This window comes from Streptomyces sp. PsTaAH-137 (assembly GCF_003259365.1).
GTDB lineage: Bacteria > Actinomycetota > Actinomycetes > Streptomycetales > Streptomycetaceae > Streptomyces.
In genome coordinates, this window is record NZ_QLLY01000002.1 from 492,204 (window position 1) to 516,634 (window position 24,431).

A 24,431-nucleotide genomic window follows, 5' to 3' on the forward strand; every position below is an offset into this window, starting at 1 on the left:
GTCATTCGTCGGGCGGGAAGACCGCCTCACCGCTGTCCAGGAGGGTGATCATGATCGCTTCGACGGGGCAGCCCTCGGCGGCGGCGAGGACCCGCTCGTTGGCGTCCGTCTCCGGGTGCTCCGGGTGGGACTGCCGGGCCGTGTCGAGGCGGAAGCCGTCCGGCGCGTGGTTCACGCACATGCCCGACCCGATGCACACGCTCCGGTCGACCTCCACGTGCCACCGGTCGCCCATGCTCAGGCCCCCTCGGGCTCGTACCCGGCGGGCAGGTGGATCATCTTGTGCTCGAAGTACTCGCCGTACCCCTCGGGCCCGAACTCCCGCCCCACGCCGCTGTTCTTGTAGCCGCCGAACGGCCCGAGCATGTCGAGGCTGAAGGTGTTGACGCTGTACGTGCCCGTGCGCACCCGGCGCGCGACGTCGATGCCGCGCTCGACGTCACCGGTCCAGACGCTGCCGCTCAGGCCGTAGTCGGAGTCGTTGGCGATCTTCACGGCCTCGGCCTCGTCGCCGTAGGGAAGCAGGCAGATGACCGGGCCGAAGATCTCCTCGCGGGCGACGCGCATCGAGTTGTCGACGTCGCCGAAGAGGGTGGGCTCGACGTACCAGCCCTGCTCGAAGCCCTTCGGCACACCGCCGCCGGTGAGGATCTTGGCGCCCTCCTCCTGGCCGATGCGGATGTAGTCGAGGGAGCGCTGCTGCTGGCGCCGGGCGACGAGGGGGCCGAGTTCGGTGGCCGGGTCGAGCGGGTCGCCGACCTTGAGGGCGCCGGCCGCGCTCGCGAAGGCGTCGGCGAACTCGTCGTAGCGGGAGCGCGGGACCAGGATGCGGGTCTGGGCGACGCACGCCTGGCCGTTGATCATCCAGGCGAAGGGGACGATGCCGGCGACGGCGCTCGCGGCGTCCGCGTCCTCCAGGATGACGGCCGCCGACTTGCCGCCCAGTTCCAGGGTGACGCGGGTGAGGTTGCGGGCGGCGACCTCCATGACGCGCTTGCCCGCGCCGACCGAGCCGGTGAAGGAGATCTTGTCGATGCCGGGGTGGGCGACCAGGTACTCGCTGACCTCGCGGTCGGCGGGCAGGATCGACAGGACGCCCTCGGGCAGCCCGGCCTCGGCGGCGATCTCGGCGAGGAGGTAGCCGTCGAGCGGGGTCTCGGGCGAGGTCTTCAGGATCACCGGGCAGCCGGCGAGCAGCGCGGGGGCGAGCTTGGCGGCGGCGGTGAACTGCGGGACGTTCCAGGGGACCACGGCCGCGACGACACCGACGGGCTCGCGGCGCACGAGCAGCTTGCCGAGCACGCCGTCGCGGGCCTGCTCGTACGTGAAGTCGCGGGCGACGGTGATCGCCGAGTCCCAGACCATCATCGCGGCGAGGGCCTGCACCATGATGCTGGCGGTGAACGGGGTGCCGTTCTGGCTGCTGATGACGCGGGCGATCTCCTCGTGCCGCACCGCGAACGCGTCCTTGATCCTGGCGACGACCTCGATGCGCTCGTCGAGCGTCATACGCGGCCAGGGCCCCTCGTCGAAGGCCCGGCGGGCGGCGGCGACGGCCCGGTCCACGTCACCGGGCGCGGCGTGCGGCACCCGGCCGAAGACCTCTCCGGTGTGCGGGGAGACGACCTCGATGACGTCCTTGCCGAGGGGATCGGTCAACTCCCCGCCGATGAACAGCTGTCCGTGTTCCACGAGCTCGGTCATGGCTGACTTCCTCTTCCCCGACCATTTCTGACGGTGTTTCAGAACTGATACCAGTTCTAGTTGGGATACGGAAGGGTGGGAAGGGGCCGGGCACGACGAGCGTGCGGGCATAGGGTGCCCGGATGCTTCCCGAGCCGATCGACACCCCGCGCCTGACCCTGCTGCCGCTGGCCGTGGCGTACGCCGACGAGATGGCCGGGGTCCTCGCCGACCCCGCTCTCTACGTCTTCACGGGCGGTGAGCCGCCGTCGCCCGAGGCGCTGCGCGCGCGGTACGCCCGTCAGGTGACGGGGTCGCCGGAGCCGGGCACCGTGTGGATCAACTGGGTGGTGCGGGAGCGCGGTTCGGAGCGACTGACGGGATACGTGCAGGCGACCGTCACCGACCGCGAGAGCACGGCCGACGTGGCCTGGGTGGTGGGCACCGAGTGGCAGGGGCGCGGCTTCGCCCGGGAGGCCGCGCTCGGGATGGCGGGATGGCTGGCGGCGCGGGGCGTGGCGGAGCTGGTCGCCCACATCCATCCCCGGCACCGCGCGTCGGCGGCGGTGGCGCGCGCCCTCGGGCTCACGGAGTGCGGCGAGGACGACGAGGGCGAGACCGTCTGGCGCGGACCGGCCGCCGGCCCGGTCGCCGGATCCGCCACCGGCCCGGTCGACCCGGGCAACCATTGAAACAAGTTCTACAAGTTCCATTACAGTGACGGGAGTTCGGCACGGCGGCCGGTGCCCTCGGGCGGGTGACAGAGCGAGGGCCCAGTGACGGAGGCGACAGAGGTGGCAGAGGTGACGAAGGTGACGCAGGTGACCGACCACGGCGGAGGCGTCCAGAGCATCCGGGTCCCGATCCCCGACAACCCCCTCGGCTACACCCTCATCTACGTGCTCGACACCGACGCGGGGCCGGTCCTGGTCGACACCGGCTGGGACGACCCGGAGTCCTGGGACACGCTGGCGGCCGGGCTCGCGAACTGCGGCACCTCGGTCGGCGACCTCGCGGGCGTCCTGATCACGCACCACCACCCCGACCACCACGGCCTGTCGGCGAAGGTGCGCGAGGCGTCCGGCGCCTGGATCGCGATGCACGAGGCGGACGCGGCCGTGGTGCGGCGCACCCGGGAGAACGACCCGTCGCGCTGGTACGCGTACATGACCAGGAAGCTGATCGCCGCCGGGGCGCCCGAGGCGCACGTGGCCCCGCTCCGGCGCGCCCGCGACGAGGGCGTCCCGCGCCGCCTGCCCGGCCTCGACCCGGCGCTGCCCGACCGCACCATCGTCCCCGGCGATCTGCTCCCCCTGCCGGGCCGAAGGCTGCGCGCGATCTGGACGCCGGGCCACACCCCGGGCCATGTCTGCCTGCACCTGGAGGAGGACCACCCGGCCCGGCTCCAGGGAAACGGGCGCCTCTTCAGCGGCGACCACATCCTCCCCGGCATCACACCGCACATCGGCCTGTACGAGGACCCGGACGACGCCACCGTCACGGACCCGCTCGGCGACTACCTCGACTCCCTCGAACGCGTCGGGCGGCTCGCCCCCGCCGAGATCCTCCCGGCGCACCAGCACACCTTCACCGACGCGCCCGCCCGCGTACGGGAACTGCTGGAGCACCACGAGTCCCGGCTGACCGATCTGCTCACCCTCCTCGCGGCGCCGCTCACTCCGTGGCAGCTCGCGGAGCGCATGGAGTGGAACCGCCCGTGGGCCGACATCCCGTACGGCTCGCGGACCATCGCGGTGTCGGAGGCGGAGGCCCATCTGCGCCGCCTGGTGAAGCTGGGGCGGGTGGAAGCGGTCGCGGGGAGCGACCCGGTGGCGTACGTCGCGGCACCCTGACCGGGGCGTCACCGGGAGGCCGTTCCACGGTCCGGGGATCTTTGCCGCGCGTGGATGGTCGGGGTCTGCGCGCAGGCGTATGGTCCTGGCCAAGAGCTCACTTGAGCTGGAACAACAAGGGGGCGGCCGCCGATGGCGCCGGACGAGGCTGTGGTCGGCTGTACGGGGAAGCTGGTGCTCGGCACACGGGGTGCCGGGGGGCCGGGCGAGGTGCTGGTGCGGGTCAGGGGCGGGACCGAGACGTTTCTCGCGTGGTCGGACGAGCCCCTGGAGCGCGGGACGACCGTGCTCGTGATCGAGTCGCGCGGCACCCGGCAGGTCGCAGTCATGGCCTGGACCGATCCTCTCCTCGTCGACGGCGACGGCGGCGCCCGCTAAGGAGACGTCAAGGATGTTCGGATATCGCGTTCCCGCTCCCGACGAGGCGATGTTGATCTCGGGTGGCAGGCGGGGACTTGGGGGAGCGCCGTTCCGCGTCGTCACCGGGCACGGGAAGTTCGTGCTGCCCGTGTTCCGCAAGACCCGCTTCCTGTCGCTGGCCATGGCGGAGGCGGAAGTCGTCGAGAAGTGCGTGACCAAGCAGGGCATCGCGCTGACCGTGCGCGCCGTCATCGCCTTCAAGGTGGGCAACGACCACGAGTCGATCGTCAACGCCGGGCAGCGGTTCCTGTCCGACCAGGAGCAGATGTCGGTGCTCACCGGGCGGATCTTCGCCGGTCACCTGCGTTCCATCATCGGCTCGATGACCGTCGAGGAGATCGTCACCGAGCGGCAGAAGCTGGCGACGGAGGTGCTGGACACCTCCAAGTCCGAGATGGCGAAGATCGGGCTGCACGTCGACTCGTTGCAGATCCAGTCCATCGACGACGGGGCCACCGGGTACATCGAGGCCATGTCGCAGCCGCACAAGGCGGCCATCCAGCGCGCCGCGAAGATCGCGCAGGCGCAGGCCAACCAGGCCGCCGTCGAGGCGGAGCAGGCGGCGGCCCGTAAGCAGGCCGAGTTCGCGCGGCAGACGGCGATCGTGCAGGCCGAGTTCAGCGCCGAGGTGGACCGGGCCAAGGCGCAGGCCGACCAGGCCGGGCCGCTGGCGCGGGCGCACGCGCAGCAGGAGGTGCTCGAAGCGCAGACCGAGCTGGCGCTCAAGCAGGCCGAGCTGCGGGAGAAGGAGCTGATCGCGGAGATCGTGAAGCCGGCGCAGGCCGATGCCGAGCGGATCCGGGTCCTTGCCACGGCCGAGGCCGAGCGCATGAAGATCCAGGCCGAGGCCGCGGCGTCCTACGACCGGGTCGCGCTGGACCGGATGCTCATCGATCAGTTGCCGCAGATCGTGAAGGAGGCGTCGGCCGGGCTTGCCGGGGCCAATGTCAATGTCCTGAACGGGGCCGACGGGCTCGGCGAGATCGCGGCCGGGCTCGTGGGGCAGGGGCTGACGATCCTCGACTCGGTCCGCAAGAACCTGAGCGGCGACGACGTCGGCTCCGCCGTTGAGCGGTACGTCGGGGCTCCGCGCCACGGCGACGACGGCCCCGTCGAGGTCCGCTGACGCGTTCTGGTACAGCGCAGTCGTGGCTGGTCGCGCAGTTCCCCGCGCCCCGGTGGGGGCTTCTCGCGCAGTTCCCCGCGCCCCTGAAGGCTGCGCTCCGCGCGCCTTCCCCTGATGAGATGCCGCACGAAGTGCGCATCTCAGGGGCGCGGGGAACTGCGCGACCAGCCCCCACCGGAGCCGCGGACGACCCCGAATCGAGGGGCCCGGTACAGTGAAGGCGTCGTCATCAAGCGTGTGTGAGGGGAAGCCGGTGGGAGTCCGGCGCTGACCCGCAACCGTCACAGCCGGATTGCCTCACCCGCCTCATGATCGGCTCAGAACCGTCGAGGCATACGGAGCTGGAGCCGCCCGGTACCAGCAGTGCGTGCCGTGCCGCCCGGCTCCCCGCAGGGAGAGGCACCCGCCCCAGCATGAACATTCGCCGCAGCGCCGCACTCGTCGCCGCGACCGTCGTGATCGGCGCCTCGGCGGCGCCGGCCGCCTTCGCGGACGGTGCCTCCCCCTCGGCCTCCCCGAAGGTCGTCGTACCCAGCGGCCTGTACGGGTCGAGCGACCCCACGTACGACGGCGTCTGGCGCCAGTCCCTCGCCCTCGTGGCGCAGACGACGGTGGACGTCGAGCCCGCCGCGAAGGCCGTCGACTGGCTGGCCGGCCAGCAGTGCGAGAACGGCGGCTTCGCCGCGTTCCGTGCCGAGCCGGGCAAGGCCTGCGACGCCAAGACGCCCGTCGACAGCAACAGCACGGCCGCCGCCGTGCAGGCCCTGGCCGCCGTGGGCGGCCACGAGGGCGAGGTCGTCAAGGGCGCGACCTGGCTGAAGCAGAACCAGAACGCCGACGGCGGCTGGGGCTACAACCCGGGCGGTGCCAGCGACGGCAACTCCACCGGGGTCGTGCTCGGCGCCCTGTCCACCTCCGGCGACGAGCCCGCCGAGGTCCGGTCCGGGACCGGCAAGTCCGGTACGGACGCGCTCGGCACCCTGGCCCTGCCCTGCTCGGAGGGGAAGAACGGCGGCGCGCTCGCCTACCAGCCCGACAAGAAGGGCGAGCTCACCGCGAACGCCGACGCGACCGCGGCCGGTGTGCTCGGCGCCCTCGGCTCCGGTTTCGCCGCCGAGAAGGGCGAGGCCCCGGACGCGTACACCTGCGAGAGCGGCGACGACGCGAAGACCGCCAACGGCATCGCGCACAACGGCGCCGTGTACCTCCAGAACCAGCTCTCCACTCACCTGTACCTGAAGTCGCAGCTGGCCGGCGCCACCGACCAGCCCGACTACGGCAACACCGCCGACGCGGTCACCGCAGTCGCCGCCACCGAGGGCATCAAGTACACGAAGGACCCGTACGCCTGGCTGGAGAAGAACGCGCAGGACTGGGCGAAGGGCGCCGGTCCCGCCGCCTACGCGCAGTTGATCTTCGCCGCGCACGCCACCGGCAACGACCCGCGCGACTTCGGCGGCACCGACCTGGTCAGCGCGCTGAACAAGACCGGTCCCGCCCCGGCCTCCGCCAAGTCCGCCGCCGATTCCGGCGACGAGAAGAAGGACGACGACGGCGGCAGCTCGGTGTCCTGGTGGATCGTCGGCGTCATGTTCATCGCCGCCGTCGGCGTCGGGATCCTGATCAGCGGGCGTAAGAAGCAGCAGAAGTGAGCCGCGCCGCCCGGCTGCTGCTCGTCCTGCTCACGGCCGTCCTCGGCCTCGCCGTCGCCGCGCCCGCGCAGGCCGCCGGATACCGGTACTGGTCGTTCTGGGAGAACGACGGCGGCTCGTGGACGTACGCGACCATGGGGCCCTCGCAGAGCAAGCCGTCGGACGGTGATGTCGAGGGGTTCCGGTTCGCGGTGAGCGCGGACTCGAAGGACGCCACCAAGCCGCGCGCCGCCGCCGACTTCACGGCGGTGTGCGGCGACACGGCCGCGCAGGACGGGAAGAAGCGGGTCGCGGTCGTCATCGACTTCGGTACGGCGGCGGACGCGCCCGACGGCGAGACCCCGCCGAAGGCGCGCACCGCGTGCGCCCGGGTCGGCGAGGACGCGACCGCCGCGGACGCGCTGGCCGCCGTCGCCAAGCCGCTGCGCTACGACAGCAGCGCGCTGCTGTGCGCCATCTCCGGGTATCCGGAGACCGGCTGCGGCGAGCAGGTCGGTCAGAAGAAGGACCAGGAACCGAAGCAGGACCACGGACAGGGCGGCTCGCTGCCGTCCGTCGGCGTCCTCGCGGGTGTCGTCGCCGTCGTCGTGCTCGGCGGTGCGGCGATCTGGCAGGCCAAGCGCCGCCGCGGCTGATCATGGGTCTCGACGCGCTGCGGGCCCCGCGGGCGGGCCGTTCCCGTTCGCTGCATCCGGGCGCCTGGTGGATCTGGGCGCTCGGCCTCGGCACGGCCGCCTCCCGCACCACGAACCCGCTGCTGCTCGCGCTGCTCGTCGGCGTCGCCGGTTACGTGGTGGCGGCGCGCCGGACGGAGGCGCCGTGGGCCCGCAGTTACGGCGCGTTCGTGAAGCTGGGGCTCGTCGTCATCGGGATCCGGCTGGTCTTCGCCTGTTTCCTGGGCTCGGCGATCCCGGGCTCGCACATCGTGATGACGCTGCCCGAGGTGCCGCTGCCGGACTGGGCGCAGGGCGTGCGGATCGGCGGGCGGGTCTCGCTGGAGGGGCTGGTGTTCGCCCTGTACGACGGGCTGAAGCTGGCGGCGCTGCTGATCTGCGTCGGCGCCGCGAACGCGCTGGCCTCCCCGTCGCGGCTGCTGAAGTCGCTGCCGGGCGCGCTGTACGAGGCGGGCGTCGCGGTCGTCGTCGCTCTGACCTTCGCGCCGAACCTCGTCGCCGACGTCCGGCGGCTGCGGGCGGCGCGCCGGCTGCGGGGCCGTCCCGACAGCGGGCTGCGCGGGCTGCTCCAGGTCGGGCTGCCGGTCCTGGAGGGCGCGCTCGAACGGTCGGTGTCCCTCGCCGCCGCCATGGACGCGCGGGGCTACGGCCGCACCGCCGAGGTGCCGCCCGCCGTGCGCCGGGCCACCGCCGTGCTCACCCTGGGCGGTCTGATCGGGGTGTGCGCGGGCACGTACGGGCTGCTCGCCTCGTCGGGCGCCGGGTACGGGCTCCCCGTGCTGCTCGCCGGGGTGGCCGCCGCGCTCGGCGGGCTCTGGCTGGGCGGGCGGCGCTCGGTGCGCACCCGCTACCGCCCCGACGTGTGGGGGGTACGGGCCTGGCTCGTCGCCGGATCGGGTGCGGTCGCCGCCGCCGTGATGATCTTCAGCGCCACCCGCGACCCGGCCGCGCTCCAGCCGTCCGTGGTGCCGCTGACGGCGCCCGCGCTGCCACTCCTGCCGGCGGCGGGGGTTCTCGTCGGGCTGCTCCCGGCGTTCATCGCGCCCGTACCCGAACCCGTAGAGCGAAAGCAGGAGTCGTCGTCATGATCCGCTTCGAGGACGTCTCCGTGACGTACGACGGCGCGTCGGGGCCCACCGTGCGCGGGATCGAGCTGCACGTGCCCGAGGGCGAGCTGATGCTGCTGGCCGGTCCGTCCGGCGTCGGCAAGTCGACGCTGCTCGGCGCGGTGAGCGGGCTCGTGCCGCACTTCACCGGCGGCACCCTGGCCGGGCGCGTCACCGTGGACGGCCGCGACACCCGTACGCACAAGCCGCGCGAACTCGCCGACGTCGTCGGCACCGTCGGCCAGGACCCGCTCTCGCACTTCGTGACGGACACCGTCGAGGACGAACTCGCCTACGGGATGGAGTCGTTGGGGCTGCCCGCGCCGGTCATGCGGCGCCGCGTCGAGGAGACGCTCGATCTGCTCGGCCTCGCCGGTCTGCGGGACCGGCCCATCGCCACGCTCTCCGGCGGGCAGCAGCAGCGCGTCGCGATCGGCTCCGTCCTCACCCCGCACCCGCGCGTCCTGGTGCTCGACGAGCCGACGTCGGCGCTCGACCCGGCCGCCGCCGAGGAAGTCCTCTCCGTGCTCCAGCGGCTCGTGCACGATCTCGGGACGACCGTGCTGATGGCCGAGCACCGCCTTGAGCGGGTGGTGCAGTACGCGGATCAGGTCGCGCTGCTCGCGGGGCCCGGGGAGCCGCTGCTGGTCGGGGACCCTGCCGCCGTGATGGCCGAGTCGCCGGTGTATCCGCCGGTGGTGGGGCTCGGGCGGCTGGCCGGATGGTCGCCGTTGCCGCTCACCGTTCGGGATGCGCGGCGCGCGGCCGCCGGCCTGCGGGACGAGCTTGCCTCATCGCCTTCGGCTGCCGAGCGCGCCGCGTCGGTGGCTGAGCGCGCAGTTCCCCGCGCCCCTGACAGCGAGCTTCTCGCCCGGGTCGGGAAGCTCGGGGTGCGGCGGGGGCGGGTCGACGCCCTGCGCCACGTCGAACTGGACGTCTCCCCCGGCGAGATCGTTGCCCTCATGGGGCGGAACGGCGCCGGGAAGTCCACCCTGCTCTCCACCCTCGTAGGGATGATCAAGCCGACCGCCGGATCGGTGCGCGTCGGAGACGCCGTGCCGCACAAGACCGCGCCCCGCGACCTCATCCGCAAGGTCGGCCTCGTCCCGCAGGAACCCCGCGATCTGCTCTGCGCCGACACGGTCGGTGCCGAGTGCGCGGCCGCCGACAAGGACGCCGACGCGGAACCCGGCTCCTGCCGGGAGCTGCTCGGCGAGCTGCTGCCGGGCATCGCCGACGGCACGCACCCGCGTGATCTGTCCGAGGGCCAGCGGCTCACCCTGGCGCTGGCGATCGTGCTGACGGCCGCGCCGCCGCTGCTACTCCTCGACGAGCCGACGCGCGGGCTCGACTACGCGGCGAAGGGCCGCCTCGTCACCATCCTGCGCGGGCTGTCGGCGCGCGGGCACGCCATCGTCATGGCCACGCACGACGTCGAACTCGCGGCGGAGCTGACCCACCGGGTGGCGATCCTCGCGGACGGCGAGATCGTCGCGGACGGTCCGACCCCGGAGATCGTCACGTCGTCGCCGTCGTTCGCGCCGCAGGTGGCGAAGGTGCTCGCGCCGCAGCCGTGGCTGACCGTCACGCAAGTACGGGAGGCACTGACGTGACCCTCGACCGGCAGGCGAACCCCGTCCGGCTCGGCCCGCGTTCCGTCGCCGCGCTGCTGCTGGTCAGCGCCGTCGGCGTGGTGTCGATCGGCTGGCCGCTGATCGCCGGACCGGGCTCGCAGGTGACCGCGCACGCGCAGGACGCGCCCTGGCTCTTCGCCGCGCTGCTCGTCCTCCTCGTCGCCGTCGTCGCCGCGACGATCTCGGAGTCCGGCATGGGTCCGAAGGCGGTGGCGATGCTCGGCGTGCTGGCGGCGGCGGGCGCGGCGCTGCGGCCCATCGGCGCGGGCACGGCCGGGATCGAGCCGATGTTCTTCCTGATGGTGCTGAGCGGGCGGGTGCTCGGGCCGGGGTTCGGGTTCGTGCTGGGCTCGCTCAGCATGTTCGCGTCCGCGCTGCTCACCGGCGGGGTCGGGCCGTGGATGCCGTTCCAGATGATCTCCATGGGCTGGTTCACGATGGGCGCCGGGCTGCTGCCGGGGGCGGACTCGCTGCGCGGGCGGGGCGAGCGGCTGATGCTGGCCGGGTACGGGTTCTGCGCCGCGTTCGCGTACGGCACGATCATGAATCTGTCGGGCTGGCCGTTCATCGACTCGCTCGCGTCGTCCGTCGCGTACCAGCCGGACGCCTCGCTCCACGACAATCTGGCCCGCTTCCTCGCCTACTGCCTGGCCACGTCGCTCGGCTGGGACCTCGGCCGGGCCGCGCTGACCGTCGTGCTGACCCTGGTCGTGGGCGGGGCGGTCCTGAAGGCGCTGCGCCGGGCCACGCGGCGGGCCGCCTTCACGGCCGACGTCAGCTTCGACGACCCGCGCCCGTAGGGCCCGTCCGCGGAGGTCAGGCGCCCAGCGCGGTCCCGCCGACCGGGCGCATCCTGCGCCGGACGGCCGGTGGCGCGGTGGAGTTGCGGACCACGAGTTCGGGTTCGTGGAGCAGCTCCGTGGCGCTGGTGGGGACGCCTCCGATCTGGTTGGCGAGGAGGGTGACGGCCGCCCGTGACATGGCCTCGATGGGCTGGCGCAGGGTGGTCAGCGGCGGGTTGGTGTAGTTCATGAAGGCGGAGTCGTCGTAGCCGACGACGGAGAGGTCCTCCGGGACGGCCAGGCCCGCGCGGCGGGCCGCGCGGATGGCGCCGAGGGCCAGGATGTCGCTGCCGCAGATGAGTCCGGTGATCTGCTGCCGGAGGAGTTCGCCCGCCGCCGCCTGGCCGCCCTCGAAGGAGAACAGGGCGTGCCCCACGAGGTGTTCACGGGCCTGCGGTCCGTGCCGGGCGGTCAGGCGGGTGAAGGCTTCGGCCTTGCGGCGGGACGGGCCGTGGTCGGAGGGGCCGACGAGGAGGCCGATCCGGGTGTGGCCGAGCGCGGTGAGATGGGCGTGGGCCTGTTCGACGGCGGTGGCGTCGTCGGTGGAGACCTGGGGGAAGCCGAGCGGCCCGTGCGCCGTGGAGGGTTGCGCGACGGCCGCGTTCAGCAGGACCACGGGCACGCCTCGCTGGACGAGGGAGTCGTACTCCTGGGTGTTGAGGCCGCCGCAGAAGATCACGCCGCACACGTGCTGGTCGAGCAGCATGGAGACGTACTCGGCCTCGGTGAGGCCACCGGCGGTCCTGGTGCACAGCACGGGTGTGAAGCCGAGCTGGACCAGGGCGCCGCCGGCGACCTCGGCGAGGGCGGGGAAGATGGGGTTCTGCAGTTCGGGCAGTACGAGCCCGACGAGGCGGGAGCTGCTGCCGCGCAGCTGGGTCGGCCGTTCGTAGCCGAGGACGTCGACCGCGGTGAGGACCGCCTTGCGGGTGGCGTCGGAGACACCGGGTTTGCTGTTGAGGACGCGGCTGACGGTCGCTTCGCTGACGCCTACGCGGCGGGCCACTTCGGAGAGCCTGCGAGCCATGGGAGTTGCTTTCTGTCGGGCGGGCCGGTCACTCGGTGCGGAGCCACACCGTGGTGTCGGGTGCGAGGAGGTCCGGCGCGGGGGTGCCCGGTGCGCTGCCGAGCAGGATCTCGCCGTACGGGGGCAGGGGCTGGTCCGTGGCGGAGAGGTTGGCGACGCAGAGGAGGCCGGGGCCGCGCCGGAAGGCGAGGACCTGCGGGTCGGCGTCGTGCCGGCCGTGCCAGTCGAAGGAGTCGCCGCTCAGGTCGTCCGCGTACCGGCGGCGGGCGGCGAGCGCGGCGCGGTAGAAGGCGAGCATGGATTCCGGGTCGGCCTGCTGGGCCTCGACCGTGTGGGCGGCCCAGGCGGCGGGCTGCGGCAGCCAGGGCTGTGCGGAAGCCGTGGGGCTGAAGCCGAACGGGGGCTCGGCGCCGGACCAGGGCAGCGGGACGCGGCAGCCGTCGCGGCCGATGTCCAGGCCGCCGGTGCGGTGGAAGATCGGGTCCTGGCGCAGGTCGGCGGGGATGTCCTCGACCTCCCACAGGCCCAGTTCCTCGCCCTGGTAGAGGTAGTGCGCGCCGGGCAGGGCGAGGGCGAGCAGCAGGGCGGCGCGGGCGCGGCGGGTGCCGAGGGCGAGGTCGGTGGGGGTGCCGTGCTGGCGCAGGGCGTGGCCGTAGGAGCTGTCGGCGCGGCCGTAGCGGGTGACGTGGCGGGTCACGTCGTGGTTGGAGAGCACCCAGGTCGGGGCGGCGCCGACGCCCGCGTGGGCGTCGAGGGTGTCCTGGATGACGGCGCGCAGGGCGCCGGGCTCCCAGGGGCTGTTGAGGTAGTCGAAGTTGAAGGCGGTGTGCATCTCGTCGCTGCGCAGGTAGCGGGCGAAGCGCTCGGGGTTCGCGAGCCAGACCTCGCCGATGAGGGCGCGGGCGGGCCGGTAGCCGTCGGCGACGGCCCGCCAGGAGCGGTAGATGGTGTGGACGTCGTCGCGGTCGATGTAGGGGTGGTCGGGGGGTGTGCTGTCGGCGGCGAACTCGGGGAGGGCGGGGTCCTTGGCGGGCATGGTCGCGGAGTCGATGCGGACGCCGTCGGCGCCGCGGTCGAACCAGAACCTGAGGATGTCCTCGTGCTCCTCGCGGACCTTGGGGTTGTTCCAGTTGAGGTCGGGCTGCTCGGGCGCGAAGAGGTGCAGGTACCACTCCCCCGGGGTGCCGTCGGGGTCGTCGACTCGGGTCCAGGCGGGGCCGCCGAAGACGGACTGCCAGTCGTTGGGCGGGAGTTCACCGTCGGCGCCGCGTCCGGGGCGGAACCAGAACAGGTCGCGGGCCTCGGCGCCGGGGGCCGCCGCGCGCGCCTCCTGGAACCAGGCGTGCTGGTCGGAGACGTGGTTGGGGACGATGTCGACGATGATGCGCAGGCCCAGGGCGTGCGCGTCGGCGATGAGCGCCTCGGCCTCGGCCAGGTCGCCGAAGGCGGGGTCGATGCGCCGGTAGTCCGCGACGTCGTATCCGGCGTCGGCCTGCGGGGATGCGTACCAGGGGCTGAACCAGAGCGCGTCGACGCCGAGTTCGGCCAGGTGGGGCAGGCGTTCGCGGACGCCGGCGAGGTCACCGATGCCGTCGCCGTCGGCGTCGGCGAAGGAGCGCGGGTAGACCTGGTAGATGACGGCGTGGCGCCACCATTCGTCGTGGGCGTCGGTGGATCGGGCCACGGAAGGGACTCCTTGCATGAGGGAGGGGAGAAGTACGGAGAAGGGGGTCATCCCTTGAGGGCGCCCGCCGACAGGCCGCTGATGATGTGGCGCTGGAAGAAGAGGAAGAGGACGACCATCGGGACGGCGGCGATGGTGAGGCCGGCGATCATCTCGGTGGGCGGCACCTGCGTGGTCGACGTGGACAGCCGGTGCAGGGCCACGGACAGGGTCTGCCGGTCCGGGTCCTGGAGGACCAGCAGCGGCCACAGGAAGTCCTTCCACATGCCGACGACCGAGAAGATGGAGACGACGGCGAGCACGGGCCGGGACAGCGGCAGCACGACGCGGAGCAGCACCTGGAGGCGGGAGGCCCCGTCGATGGACGCGGCGTCGAGGATGTCGGTGGGGATCTGGTCGAAGAAGCGGCGCAGCACGTAGATGTTGAAGGCGTTGGCCGCTCCGGGCAGCCACAGTGCCCAGGGGGTGTTGACGAGGTTGATGTGGAACAGCGGCAGGTCGTTGACCGTCAGGTAGGCGGGGACGAGGAGGGCCGCGGCGGGCAGCATGAGGCTGGCGAGCATCCCGGCGAAGACGATGTTGCCGAAGACCGGGCGCAGCTTCGACAGGGCGTACGCGGCGCAGACGTCGACCGCCATCTGGATCGCCCAGCCCCCGGCCGCGTAGTACACGGTGTTGAGGAAGAAGTGGGCGATGTCCATCTGCGTCCAGGCGTCCTTGTAGGCGCTCAGGTGGACGGACTTGGGCAGCAGCGTCGGTGTCTGTTCGGCGAACTGGCGGGGCGTCTCCAGGGCGGAGCTCGCCATCCACCACAGCGGGTACAGGAAGGCGGCGGCGAAGGCGACCACCGTCAGGGTGAGGACCGCGTAGTAGAGGCGCCGGTTGCGCGGGCGGGCGAGTTCCTTGGCGGAGATCAGGCTGCGCTGCGCGGACTCGGCGGCGGATGTGGCCTTGGACATGTGCTTCTCCCTCAGCCCTGGTCGCCGTCGCGGGTCAGGCGCAGATAGACGGCCGCGAACACGGCGAGTACGACGAACAGGAGCACGCTCATCGCGGCGGCGAGACCGAAGTCGTTGTTGACGGCGAACGCGTAGCGGTAGATCAGCGTCATCACGGTGATGGTCGACGGGTTGGTGAAGCCGGTCATCTGGAACGGCTCGATGAACACCTGCATCGTCGAGATGATCTGGAGCAGCAGCAGGACCAGCATCACGAACCGCATCTGCGGCACGGTGACGTGGCGCAGGCGGGCCCACATGCCGGCGCCGTCGAGTTCGGCGGCCTCGTACAGCTCGCCGGGGATGGACTGGAGCGCGGCGAGGTACATCAGGGTGGCGCCGCCCATGTTGGCCCAGGTGGAGACGAGGACGAGGGAGATCATGGCGGTGTGCGGGGACTGCACCCACTGCGAGGTGGGCAGGTGCGCGCCGTGCAGGAGGGTGTTGAACAGGCCCTGGCCCGGATCGTAGAAGTACTGCCAGAGCATGACGCTGACGATCGGCGGGAGCATGACCGGCAGGTACACGGCGATGCGGAAGTACGCCTTGAAGTGCCGGAGCTCGTTGAGGAGGACGGCGATGACGAAGGGCACGGCGTAGCCGAGGACCAGCGCGAGGCCGGTGAACTCGGCGGTGTTCTTCCACGCCGTCCAGAACAGCGGATCGGCGAACAGGGTGCGGTAGTTGCCGAGGCCGACCCACTGCGGGTCGGTGATGAGGTTGTCCTGCTGGAAGCTCAGGGTGATGCCGCGGATCAGCGGATACCAGGAGAAGTAGGCGAAGCTGAGGATCCCCGCGGCGAGGAAGCCGTAGGCCAGGGCGTTGTCCGTGAGCCGCCGCCGCAGGTGCGGCCACCGGCCGGGCCCGGGGCCGTGGGCCGTGGCGGGCAGCGGTGGGCGGACTTCGCTGCGACGCGGCGCGAGGGACGTCGCCATGGGTTCTCCTTGCGGTTCGGGGGTGCGGGGGTTCGGGGGTACGGGGGTCGGTACGAGAGGGGGCCGGGCCGTGCCGCGGGGTCAGGTGCCGCGGCACGGCGGGACGGGGGCCGCTGGACGGCGGTCGCTACTGGGCGGCGAGCAGGGCGTCGACCTGCTTCGAGGCGTCGCCGAGCAGCTTGTCGATGTCGGCGTCCTTCTCGGTGAGGACCTTGGCCATGGCGGTGTCCAGGACGGCGTAGATCTTCTGGGCCTGCGGCGGTTCGAGGCGGAGCGGGATCTTGCCGATGGCGTCGCTGAACGGCTTGTAGTTCGCGACGGGCTGGTTCGCGTACTTCTCGTCGGCCGCGGCCTTGGTCTTCTGCGCGGCGCCGGTCCAGATGTTGGGCTCGGGCAGGCCGACGGGCTGCTTCTGGGCGGCGGCGCGCTTCTGGCCGGGCGTGATCCGGTCGGGGTTCTCGTACTTGAACATGATCCAGGCGAGGGCGGCCTTGGTCTGCGCGGCGCTGTTCTTCGGGTTGAACATGAATCCACCGCCGCCGGCCAGCGTGCCCTTGCCCTCCGGCATGGGGCCGAGGCCGAACTCCTTGGGGTCGCCCTTGTACTGCGCGGCGATGGTGGGGATGTTGTCCGAGGTGGCCAGGTACATGCCCAGCTTGCCGGCGCCCATCATCTGGAGCAGGTCGGCCCATTCGAGGAGCTGGCGCTTGCCCATGGAGTCGTCGGTCCAGCGCATGTCGTGCAGCTGCTGGAGGACGGCCCGGCCGGTGGCGTTGTCGAAGTCGGCCTTCCAGGTGCCGTCGGTCTGCTGCTTGGCGACGTCGCCGCCGCGCGAGTACATCTCGGCGGTGAAGTGCCAGCCGCCCGTGTTGGACTTGCTGTAGTCGCCGTAGCCGGTGATCCCCTTGCCGAGCGCGGCGATCTTCTTGGCGTCGGCGCGGACCTCGTCCCAGGTGGTGGGCGGCTGGTCCGGGTCCAGGCCCGCCTTCTTGAACAGGGTGCGGTTGTAGACCAGGCCCATCGAGTAGTTGCCCTCGGTGACGCCGTAGGTGCGGCCGACCTCGTCCTGGAAGACCTTGCGCAGCTCGGGCTTGACCTGCTGGGCCTCGGGATAGTCCTTCAGGTAGTCCGTGATGTCGGCCGCCTGGTGCTTGGCGATGATGCCGGCCGGGTCGGTGAGGTAGACGTAGTAGGCGTTCTCCAGCTGGCCTCCGGCGAGCTTGGTGGAGAACGTCTGGGGGTCCATCTGCCCCTCGTGCGGGACGACATGGATCTTCGGGTTGGCCTTCTCGAACGCGGCCACGTCCTGGAGGAAGATCTTGCGGTTGACCGGGTCGGTCTTCGCGGGCATGTCGTTCACCGTGATGGTGATCTTGCCGTTCGGGTCGGCGGCGTCGTCGCCGGAGGCTCCGCAGCCGCTCACGGAGAGGCCGAGTGCGGCCACCGCGGCCACGGCGATGCCGACGCGGGCGTTTCTGCCCGCCGGTATTGCGGTCATGGATCGTCCCTGAGGGTGAAGTGGATAGGCACGGCGTCGATACGCGGCCCGTCGAGGTGACGCACAAGTTACGGGCCCCACGAACCGCGAGCAATACACAAACCTGAATACGCAAAGCATCACTAACACCTGCGGACTTCGAAGAAATCTTCCGACGAAACCGCGCGCAAGAACCCGACATCCGGTCCGTCCGGACCGCCCGGCACGCGGCGCCGCACGCCGTGTCCGCCAGCGAAGACCCCGCCACACACGGCCGATGAGCTGGTACGGAGACCATCACGCCCTCGGGGCCGCACGCCGACGGCGACGCAAGACGGTGAGCAAGAATCCGACACTCGTCACGTAATTGCGTTCCAGCGGCTCACCCCGCTGTGAGCCGTCAACTCGCCTTCACACGCTGGTAGTTGGCGCAGCGCAAGCAGCGCAAACAATTCCACGGAAAGCATCGCCGGAATTCGCGGATGTCCGCACGCATTGCCCGCGCATCACCGCCCCGTTACGGTGCGCGTCACTCACCCGCCCCTTTTCCGTGGGAGTTCCCCATGCCTCGAATCGGCTCCGCACGACCGCCGGAGCGCACCAGATCCCGGCTCCTTCTGGTGGGCACGGTCCTGGCCGTCCTGTGCGCCGCGCTCGGCGTGCTCGGCAGCCCGGCCGTGGCCGCCTCCACCATCTACCAGGCCGAGTCGGCCGCGCTCAGCGGCGGCGCCGCCGTCCAGAGCGACCACACGGGCTTCACCGGCACCGGCTTCGTCGGCGGCTACACCGACGCCGCCAAGGGCGCCGCCACCACGGCCTTCACCGTCACCGCGGCGAGCGCGGGCGCCCACACCGCCACCCTGCGCTACGCCAACGGCACCGGCGGCGCGCAGACCCTGTCCCTGTACGTGCGCGGCGCGAAGACCGGCACCGTCTCGCTGCCGGCCACCGCGGACTGGAACACCTGGGCCACGGTCACCAGCCCGGTCACGCTGACCAGCGGCAGCAACACGATCGGGTACGTGTTCGGCTCCGCCGACTCCGGGAACGTGAACCTCGACGCGCTCACGCTCGCGGCCGCTCCGGCGGCGGTCGACGGCCGGTACGAGGCCGAGTCCGCGGCGCTGAGCGGCGGCACGGCGACCGAGACCGAGCACTCCGGTTTCCAGGGCACCGGGTACGTGGGCGGCTACACCGACTCCCACAAGGGCACCGCCGCCACGACGTTCACCGTCACGGCGGCCGCCGCCGGGTCCGCCGATGTGGCGCTGCGCTACGCCAACGGCACCGGTTCGGCGAAGACGCTGTCGGTGTACGTCAACGGCGGCAAGGCCCTGACCACGACGCTCGCGGCGACCTCGGACTGGAACACCTGGGCCTCGCGCACCGAGTCCCTCACCCTGAAGGCGGGTTCCAACACGGTCGCCTACCGCTTCGACCCGGCCGACTCCGGCAACGTGAACGTCGACAACGTCACCGTCTCCGCGGGCTCCACCGAGCCGCCCGGCGGCGGGGGCGGCGCCGCGCCGGGCAAGGCGTACGAGGCGGAGACCGCGTTCGTCACCGGCGGGCCCGCCAAGGCCACCTCCGTCTCGGGGTACAGCGGCAGCGGCTATCTCACCGGCTTCACCGCGCAGGGCGCCGAGACCGTCATCGACACCGCCGTACCGTCCGCGGGCACCTATCCGCTGGCCGTGACCTACCGCAACACCACCGGCTCCGCGCAGACCCTCTCCCTGTACCTGAACGGGGTCCGCTCGCGTCAGCTGTCCCTGCCCGCCGCCGACGGCTGGGCGTTCGTGTCCGTCGACGCCAAGCTCCGGGGCGGCCTGAACCTGGTGGGCCTGCGCACCGAGTCGGGCGACAGCGGCAATGTCGCGGTGGACAGTGTCTCCGTCGACGGCGGCACCGCGCTGACCTCGCAGGGCGCCACCCTGCCGTACACCGAGTACCGTGCGGCCGACGCCACCACCAACGGCACCAAGCTGGCGGTCAGCACCAGCTATCCGAGCCTGTCCGCCGAGTCCACGGGCCGCAGCGCGGTGAAGCTCACCGACACCGGCCAGTACGTGCAGATCACGCTGACCAAGCCGGCCAACGCGCTCGTCGTGCGCTACTCGATCCCGGACACCGCGAGCGGTTCGGTGACCACGGCGCCGCTGTCCCTGTACGCGGGCTCCACCAAGGTCACGGACCTCCAGACCACCAACAAGTTCTCGTGGCTGTACGGCGCCGGGTACTACGACACCAACACCCCGGGCAACGCGGGGGACTCGACCGGCCACCACTACTTCGACGAGGTCCGCTACCTCCACACCAGCACCTGGCCCGCCGGAACCGTCCTGAAGCTCCAGAAGGACGCCGGGTCGACGGCCGCCTCGTACACCGTGGACGTCGTCGACACCGAGCTGGTCGACCCCGCCGCCACGATGCCCTCGGGCTATGTCTCCGCCGCGGACTACGGCGTGACGCCCGGCACGAGTGATGTGACCAGCGCCCTCAACGCGGCGCTGAGCAGCGCCGCGAGCGCCGGAAAGGGGCTGTGGCTGCCGTCCGGGACCTACTCGATCTCGGGCCGCGTCAACCTGTCGGGCGTCGCGCTGCGCGGCGCCGGGCCCTGGTACACGACGCTCAAGTCCACCGCGGAGAACGGCGCGGGCGGCCTCTTCTCCACCGGCGGCCGGGTGCAGATAGCCGACCTGTCGGTCTTCGGCGACCAGACCTTCCGCAACAACGACTCGGGCGCGGCGGCCATCGAGGGCAGCTTCGCCTCCGGGTCGCTCATCTACAACGTGTGGATGGAGCACACCAAGGTCGGCCTGTGGGCACGGCCCGGCACCGGCCTGCTCGTCTCCGGCGTCCGCGTGCGCAACGTCTTCGCGGACGGCCTGCACGTCCACGGCGGCTCCGACAACACCCGGGTCGAGCAGTCGCACGTACGCAACACCGGCGACGACTCCCTCGCGCTCGACACCGAGGACGGCAACGTCACGCACAGCACCGTCTCGCACAACACCGCCCAGCTGCCCATCCAGGCCAACGGGATCGGGGTCTACGGCGGCGGTGACAACACCCTGGAGAACAACGCGGTCAGCGACACGGTCGCCTTCGGGTCCGGCATCACCATCAGCACGTACTTCGGGCAGGGCTTCAGCTCCGACATCTACGTCCGGAACAACCTCCTCACCCGCTGCGGCTCGTACCACATCAACTGGTCGACCACCATCGGCGCGCTGTGGATCTACGCCGACACCGCGGACATCACCCAGCCCGTGCACGTCGACGGCAACACCATCAAGGACAGCACCTACCAGGGCGTCCTGCTCTCCTACGCCAAGAAGATCAGCAACCTGACCATGGACGGGAACACCATCGCCAACGCCGGAACCTACGGCTTCGACCTCAACAACGTCACCGGCGGCATGACGGTCGCCAACACCAGCGTCACGGCGAAGACGGGCGGGCTGCTCAACAACTCCCCCGGCTTCACGCTCACCCGCGGCAGCGGCAACAGCGGCTTCTGACCGACCGCGCCGGTGGCCGTCCCTGGGACAGGGGCGACCACCGGCCCGCCTCCTCGCACTGACGTGCGGTTACACTCCGGCCATGGCCCGCAAGCTCGCAGAAGTAGCCCGTCGAGTGGGCGTCAGTGAAGCAACCGTCAGTCGCGTCCTGAACGAGAAGCCGGGCGTGTCCGACAGCACCCGGCAGGCCGTCCTCACCGCGCTCGACGTCCTCGGCTACGAGCGACCCACGCATCTGCGCGCCGCGCGGGCCCGCCTGGTCGGCATCGTCCTGCCCGAGCTGCAGAACCCCATCTTCCCCGCGATCGCCGAGATCGCCGGCGGCGCCCTCGTCCAGCTCGGCTTCACGCCCGTCCTGTGCACCCGCACCGCGGGCGGTCTCACCGAGGCCGAGTACGTGTCGATGCTCCTGGACCAGCAGGTCGCCGGGGTCATCTTCTGCGGCGGGCTGACCGAGGACGAGCACCAGGCGCTGCTCCAGCGCGGGGTCCCGGTCGTGCTGCTGAACGCCGCCGTCGACTATCCGGGCTTCCCCAGCGTCAGCACGGACGACGAGGCCGCCGTCCGCCAGGCGTTCGCCCACCTCACGGCGATGGGGCACACCGACATCGGCCTGATGGTCGGGCCGGGCCACCACATGCCGTCGCGCCGGAAGGCCGCCGCGTTCGAGGCCCTGACCTCAGGGAGCAAGGGCAGCCATCCCGTCGGGCACGCGCTGTTCTCCTTCGAGGGCGGCCAGGCCGTCGCCTCCGAACTGCTCGGCCACCAGGTCACCGCGCTGATCTGCGGCAGCGACGTCCTCGCGCTCGGCGCCGTGCGCGCCGCCCGGCGCCTGGGGCTGCGCATCCCCGAGGACCTGTCCGTCGTGGGCTTCGACGACTCCGCGTTCATGAACTACACCGATCCGCCGCTGACCACCCTGCGCCAGCCGATCGAGGCGATGTCGCGGGCGGCCGTCACCCTCCTGGCCAACCAGATCTCGGGTGACAGCCCCACCCCGCACGAACTGCTCCACGAGCCGGAGCTGGTGGTCAGGCAGTCCACGGCGCCCCTGAGGTAGCCGTACCGGGGACTAGAGCCGCTGGATGATGGTGGCGGTGGCCAGCGCGCCGCCCGCGCACATCGTGATGAGCGCGAACTCCTTGTCCCTGCGCTCCAGTTCGTGCAGCGCCGTCGTGATGAGGCGGGCGCCGGTCGCGCCGACCGGGTGGCCGAGGGCGATCGCGCCGCCGTTCACGTTCACCTTCTCCAGGTCCTGGTCGAAGACCTGCGCCCAGCTGAGCACGACCGACGCGAACGCCTCGTTGATCTCGACGAGGTCGATGTCCTTGAGCGTCATGCCGGCCTTGCCGAGGACCGTGCGGGTCGCGTCGACGGGCCCGTCCAGGTGGTAGTGCGGGTCCGCGCCGACCAGTGCCTGCGCCACGATGCGGGCGCGCGGCCGGAGCTTCAGGGCCCGCGCCATCCGCTTCGACGCCCACATGATGGCGGCGGCGCCGTCGGATATCTGCGAGGAGTTCCCGGCCGTGTGGACGGCGGTCGGCATGACCGCCTTGAGGCCCGACAGTCCCTCCATGGTGGTGTCGCGCAGCCCCTCGTCCCGGTCGACCAGCCGCCACATGCCCTGCCCGGCGGCCTGCTCGGCCTCGGTGGTCGGCACCTGCACGGCGAACGTCTCGCGCTTGAACCGCTCCTCGGACCAGGCGATCGCGGCCCGTTCCTGCGAGATGAGGCCGAGCGAGTCGACGTTCTCCCGGGTCAGCTCGCGGCGGCGCGCGATGCGCTCGGCGGCCTCGAACTGGTTGGGCAGGTCGACGTTCCCCTCCTCCGGGAACGGCTTGCCCGGACCGTGCTTGGAGCCGGAGCCGAGCGGGACCCGCGACATGGCCTCCACACCGCAGGAGATGCCGACGTCGATGACGCCCGCCGCGATCATGTTGGCGGTCATGTGCGATGCCTGCTGGGAGGAGCCGCACTGACAGTCGACGGTGGTCGCGGCGGTCTCGTAGGGCAGGCCCATCGTCAGCCACGCCGTGCGCGCCGGGTTCATGGACTGCTCGCCCGCGTGCGTGACCGTGCCGCCGACGATCTGCTCGACGCAGTCGGCCTTGATGCCGGTGCGGCCGAGGAGTTCGCGGTACGTCTCCCCCAGCAGATACGCCGGGTGGAGATTGGCGAGCGCGCCACCGCGCTTGCCGATCGGGGTACGTACGGCCTCGACGATGACGGGCTCGGCTGCCATGACAGTCGTCCTCTCCACGCAATCCCGGACGGAAACTAGAACGCGTACCAGTTATGCATGCAGTCTCGGCGCGCTTACCCCCGGTACGCAAGGGTCGTGCAAGCACAACACACGGAACCGACACACCCGCGCCCCTTGCCACTTCTAGAACCCGTTACTACCTTTCGAGCCATAACTGACGGAGCGTCAGACAGAGCTTGGAGTGACCCATGCCGTGCCCCGCGCTGCCCGACGGGTTCGACTTCACCGACCCCGATCTGCTCCAGGACCGCGTGCCGTACCCGGAGTTCGCCGAACTCCGGCAGGCCGAGCCGGTCCGCTGGATCCCGCAGGAACGCGGGATCTCCGGCTTCGACGACGCGGGGTACTGGGCGGTGACCCGGCACGCCGACGTCAAGTACGTGTCCACGCACCCGGAGATCTACTCCTCCAACGTCAACACGGCCGTGATCCGCTTCAACTCCTCGATCCAGCGCGACCAGATCGAGGTCCAGAAGATGATCATGCTGAACATGGACCCGCCCGAGCACACGCGCGTGCGCCAGATCGTGCAGCGCGGTTTCACGCCACGCGCCATCCGTTCCCTGGAGGGCGCCCTGCGCGCCCGGGCCGGCGACATCGTGCGGAAGGCGCTTGAACAGGCCGGTCCCGACGGCTCGTTCGACTTCGTCACCAACATCGCCGTGGAGCTGCCGCTCCAGGCCATCGCCGAGCTCATCGGCATCGAGCAGAAGGACCGCGCCAAGGTCTTCGACTGGTCCAACAAGATGGTGGCGTACGACGATCCCGAGTACGCGATCACCGAGGAGATCGGCGCCGAGGCGGCCATGGAGATCGTCGGCTACGCGATGAACATCGCCGCCGAGCGCAAGCAGTGCCCGGCCAAGGACATCGTCAGCCAGCTCGTCGCGGCGGAGGACCAGGGCAACCTCTCCTCGGACGAGTTCGGCTTCTTCGTGATCCTGCTCGCCGTCGCCGGGAATGAGACGACCCGCAACGCCATCACCCACGGCATGCACGCCTTCCTGACCCACCCCGACCAGTGGGAGCTGTACAAGCGCGACCGCCCCTCGACCACGGCCGAGGAGATCGTGCGCTGGGCGACGCCGGTCGTCTCCTTCCAGCGCACCGCCACCCAGGACACCGAACTCGGCGGCCAGAAGATCAAGGAGGGCGACCGGGTCGGCATCTTCTACTCGTCCGCCAACCACGACCCGGAGGTCTTCACCGACCCCGACACCTTCGACATCACCCGCGACCCCAACCCGCACCTCGGCTTCGGCGGCGGCGGCCCGCACTTCTGCCTCGGCAAGTCCCTGGCGGTCCTGGAGATCGACCTGATCTTCAACGCGATCGCCGACGCCCTGCCCGACCTGCGGCTCGTCGGCGATCCCCGCCGGCTGCGCGCGGCCTGGCTCAACGGCGTCAAGGAGCTTCAGGTGGCGGCGCCCGCGAAGGGGTGAAATCCGGCCGGATCCATCCCCCTGAATGAACACTTTCGTCGTGTTATGCGTCTTCTCCGGAGAAGACGTCACCCGACGAGAAACGGATGGA

20 protein-coding genes and 1 riboswitch are annotated in these 24,431 nt (G+C 71.4%); of the genes, 12 read left to right on the plus strand and 8 right to left on the minus strand.

The annotated features are described in order from the left end of the window. Position 1 precedes the first annotated feature (1 nt). Positions 2–235 (minus strand): ferredoxin, encoded by a 234-nt coding sequence (locus K377_RS05800; protein WP_111662035.1) that lies wholly within the window; start codon positions 233–235, stop codon positions 2–4. Positions 236–237: 2 nt separating this feature from the next. Continuing rightward, positions 238–1,704 (minus strand): aldehyde dehydrogenase, encoded by a 1,467-nt coding sequence (locus tag K377_RS05805; protein WP_111662036.1) that lies wholly within the window; start codon positions 1,702–1,704, stop codon positions 238–240. 122 nt (positions 1,705–1,826) lie between these two features. Between K377_RS05805 and K377_RS05810 the strand changes: the two genes are divergently transcribed. The 9 genes from K377_RS05810 to K377_RS05850 all read left to right on the plus strand — a co-directional run bounded on the left by K377_RS05810 (position 1,827) and on the right by K377_RS05850 (position 10,948). Beyond that, on the plus strand, positions 1,827–2,375 hold the full coding sequence (locus K377_RS05810; protein ID WP_111662037.1) for a GNAT family N-acetyltransferase: 549 nt from the start codon (positions 1,827–1,829) through the stop codon (positions 2,373–2,375). 120 nt (positions 2,376–2,495) lie between these two features. Then, positions 2,496–3,536, plus strand: coding sequence for an MBL fold metallo-hydrolase (locus K377_RS05815; protein ID WP_111662209.1), 1,041 nt, complete (start codon positions 2,496–2,498; stop codon positions 3,534–3,536). 132 nt (positions 3,537–3,668) lie between these two features. Then, the gene (locus K377_RS05820) at positions 3,669–3,914 is read left to right on the plus strand and encodes a hypothetical protein (protein WP_111662038.1); all 246 of its coding nucleotides are present in this window, start codon (positions 3,669–3,671) and stop codon (positions 3,912–3,914) included. Between the two features lie 13 nt (positions 3,915–3,927). After that, positions 3,928–5,082 carry a flotillin family protein gene (locus K377_RS05825; RefSeq protein ID WP_111662039.1) on the plus strand — a complete coding sequence of 385 codons (1,155 nt, stop codon included), beginning with the start codon at positions 3,928–3,930 and terminating at the stop codon, positions 5,080–5,082. Positions 5,083–5,283: 201 nt separating this feature from the next. Next, a riboswitch (cobalamin riboswitch) is annotated at positions 5,284–5,406 on the plus strand. A gap of 89 nt (positions 5,407–5,495) precedes the next feature. Then, the gene (locus tag K377_RS05830; RefSeq protein WP_111662040.1) at positions 5,496–6,734 is read left to right on the plus strand and encodes a prenyltransferase/squalene oxidase repeat-containing protein; all 1,239 of its coding nucleotides are present in this window, start codon (positions 5,496–5,498) and stop codon (positions 6,732–6,734) included. Next, complete coding sequence (locus K377_RS05835; protein WP_111662041.1) at positions 6,731–7,369, plus strand: SCO2322 family protein; 639 nt, start codon at positions 6,731–6,733, stop codon at positions 7,367–7,369. Before K377_RS05830 ends, K377_RS05835 begins: the two co-directional genes overlap by 4 nt. Before the next feature lie 2 nt (positions 7,370–7,371). Beyond that, positions 7,372–8,496, plus strand: a complete 1,125-nt coding sequence (locus K377_RS05840) for a CbiQ family ECF transporter T component (RefSeq protein ID WP_111662042.1) — start codon at positions 7,372–7,374, stop codon at positions 8,494–8,496. Beyond that, positions 8,493–10,127 (plus strand): ABC transporter ATP-binding protein, encoded by a 1,635-nt coding sequence (locus K377_RS05845; protein WP_111662043.1) that lies wholly within the window; start codon positions 8,493–8,495, stop codon positions 10,125–10,127. The genes K377_RS05840 and K377_RS05845 overlap by 4 nt, the downstream gene beginning before the upstream one ends. Further along, positions 10,124–10,948, plus strand: coding sequence for an ECF transporter S component (locus tag K377_RS05850; protein ID WP_111662044.1), 825 nt, complete (start codon positions 10,124–10,126; stop codon positions 10,946–10,948). The genes K377_RS05845 and K377_RS05850 overlap by 4 nt, the downstream gene beginning before the upstream one ends. 16 nt (positions 10,949–10,964) lie before the next feature. Here the strand turns inward: K377_RS05850 and K377_RS05855 are convergent, their stop codons facing one another. From K377_RS05855 to K377_RS05875, 5 genes are all read right to left on the minus strand, one after another. Further along, the gene (locus tag K377_RS05855) at positions 10,965–12,017 is read right to left on the minus strand and encodes a LacI family DNA-binding transcriptional regulator (protein WP_111662045.1); all 1,053 of its coding nucleotides are present in this window, start codon (positions 12,015–12,017) and stop codon (positions 10,965–10,967) included. A gap of 28 nt (positions 12,018–12,045) precedes the next feature. Continuing rightward, positions 12,046–13,719, minus strand: a complete 1,674-nt coding sequence (locus K377_RS05860; RefSeq protein ID WP_161195045.1) for a glycoside hydrolase family 13 protein — start codon at positions 13,717–13,719, stop codon at positions 12,046–12,048. A 29-nt stretch (positions 13,720–13,748) separates the two neighbouring features. Further along, positions 13,749–14,660 (minus strand): carbohydrate ABC transporter permease, encoded by a 912-nt coding sequence (locus K377_RS05865; protein WP_111662047.1) that lies wholly within the window; start codon positions 14,658–14,660, stop codon positions 13,749–13,751. A gap of 11 nt (positions 14,661–14,671) precedes the next feature. Then, positions 14,672–15,634, minus strand: a complete 963-nt coding sequence (locus tag K377_RS05870) for a carbohydrate ABC transporter permease (protein ID WP_111662048.1) — start codon at positions 15,632–15,634, stop codon at positions 14,672–14,674. Positions 15,635–15,761: 127 nt separating this feature from the next. Next, positions 15,762–17,132, minus strand: coding sequence for an ABC transporter substrate-binding protein (locus tag K377_RS05875; RefSeq protein WP_111662049.1), 1,371 nt, complete (start codon positions 17,130–17,132; stop codon positions 15,762–15,764). A gap of 542 nt (positions 17,133–17,674) precedes the next feature. On the opposite strand from K377_RS05875, the gene K377_RS05880 reads away from it, so the two are divergent. After that, a complete protein-coding gene (locus K377_RS05880; RefSeq protein WP_202455014.1) occupies positions 17,675–20,635 on the plus strand; it encodes a CBM35 domain-containing protein in 2,961 nt (986 codons plus the stop codon). An 82-nt stretch (positions 20,636–20,717) separates the two neighbouring features. Continuing rightward, positions 20,718–21,695, plus strand: a complete 978-nt coding sequence (locus K377_RS05885; RefSeq protein WP_111662051.1) for a LacI family DNA-binding transcriptional regulator — start codon at positions 20,718–20,720, stop codon at positions 21,693–21,695. A 12-nt stretch (positions 21,696–21,707) separates the two neighbouring features. Here K377_RS05885 and K377_RS05890 read toward each other — a convergent pair whose 3' ends face one another. After that, on the minus strand, positions 21,708–22,877 hold the full coding sequence (locus K377_RS05890) for a steroid 3-ketoacyl-CoA thiolase (RefSeq protein WP_111662052.1): 1,170 nt from the start codon (positions 22,875–22,877) through the stop codon (positions 21,708–21,710). Positions 22,878–23,086: 209 nt separating this feature from the next. On the opposite strand from K377_RS05890, the gene K377_RS05895 reads away from it, so the two are divergent. Continuing rightward, complete coding sequence (locus K377_RS05895; protein WP_111662053.1) at positions 23,087–24,340, plus strand: cytochrome P450; 1,254 nt, start codon at positions 23,087–23,089, stop codon at positions 24,338–24,340. The last annotated feature ends 91 nt before the right edge of the window (positions 24,341–24,431 follow it).

Bases quoted from the DNA above. Each gene is read 5' to 3' on its own strand.
- K377_RS05800 (WP_111662035.1), bottom strand. From the start codon at position 235: ATGGGCGACCGGTGGCACGTGGAGGTCGACCGGAGCGTGTGCATCGGG.
- K377_RS05805 (WP_111662036.1), bottom strand. From the start codon at position 1,704: ATGACCGAGCTCGTGGAACACGGACAGCTGTTCATCGGCGGGGAGTTG.
- K377_RS05810 (WP_111662037.1), top strand. From the start codon at position 1,827: ATGCTTCCCGAGCCGATCGACACCCCGCGCCTGACCCTGCTGCCGCTG.
- K377_RS05820 (WP_111662038.1), top strand. From the start codon at position 3,669: ATGGCGCCGGACGAGGCTGTGGTCGGCTGTACGGGGAAGCTGGTGCTC.
- K377_RS05825 (WP_111662039.1), top strand. From the start codon at position 3,928: ATGTTCGGATATCGCGTTCCCGCTCCCGACGAGGCGATGTTGATCTCG.
- K377_RS05830 (WP_111662040.1), top strand. From the start codon at position 5,496: ATGAACATTCGCCGCAGCGCCGCACTCGTCGCCGCGACCGTCGTGATC.
- K377_RS05840 (WP_111662042.1), top strand. From the start codon at position 7,372: ATGGGTCTCGACGCGCTGCGGGCCCCGCGGGCGGGCCGTTCCCGTTCG.
- K377_RS05845 (WP_111662043.1), top strand. From the start codon at position 8,493: ATGATCCGCTTCGAGGACGTCTCCGTGACGTACGACGGCGCGTCGGGG.
- K377_RS05855 (WP_111662045.1), bottom strand. From the start codon at position 12,017: ATGGCTCGCAGGCTCTCCGAAGTGGCCCGCCGCGTAGGCGTCAGCGAA.
- K377_RS05860 (WP_161195045.1), bottom strand. From the start codon at position 13,719: ATGCAAGGAGTCCCTTCCGTGGCCCGATCCACCGACGCCCACGACGAA.
- K377_RS05865 (WP_111662047.1), bottom strand. From the start codon at position 14,660: ATGTCCAAGGCCACATCCGCCGCCGAGTCCGCGCAGCGCAGCCTGATC.
- K377_RS05870 (WP_111662048.1), bottom strand. From the start codon at position 15,634: ATGGCGACGTCCCTCGCGCCGCGTCGCAGCGAAGTCCGCCCACCGCTG.
- K377_RS05875 (WP_111662049.1), bottom strand. From the start codon at position 17,132: ATGACCGCAATACCGGCGGGCAGAAACGCCCGCGTCGGCATCGCCGTG.
- K377_RS05880 (WP_202455014.1), top strand. From the start codon at position 17,675: ATGCCTCGAATCGGCTCCGCACGACCGCCGGAGCGCACCAGATCCCGG.
- K377_RS05885 (WP_111662051.1), top strand. From the start codon at position 20,718: ATGGCCCGCAAGCTCGCAGAAGTAGCCCGTCGAGTGGGCGTCAGTGAA.
- K377_RS05890 (WP_111662052.1), bottom strand. From the start codon at position 22,877: ATGGCAGCCGAGCCCGTCATCGTCGAGGCCGTACGTACCCCGATCGGC.
- K377_RS05895 (WP_111662053.1), top strand. From the start codon at position 23,087: ATGCCGTGCCCCGCGCTGCCCGACGGGTTCGACTTCACCGACCCCGAT.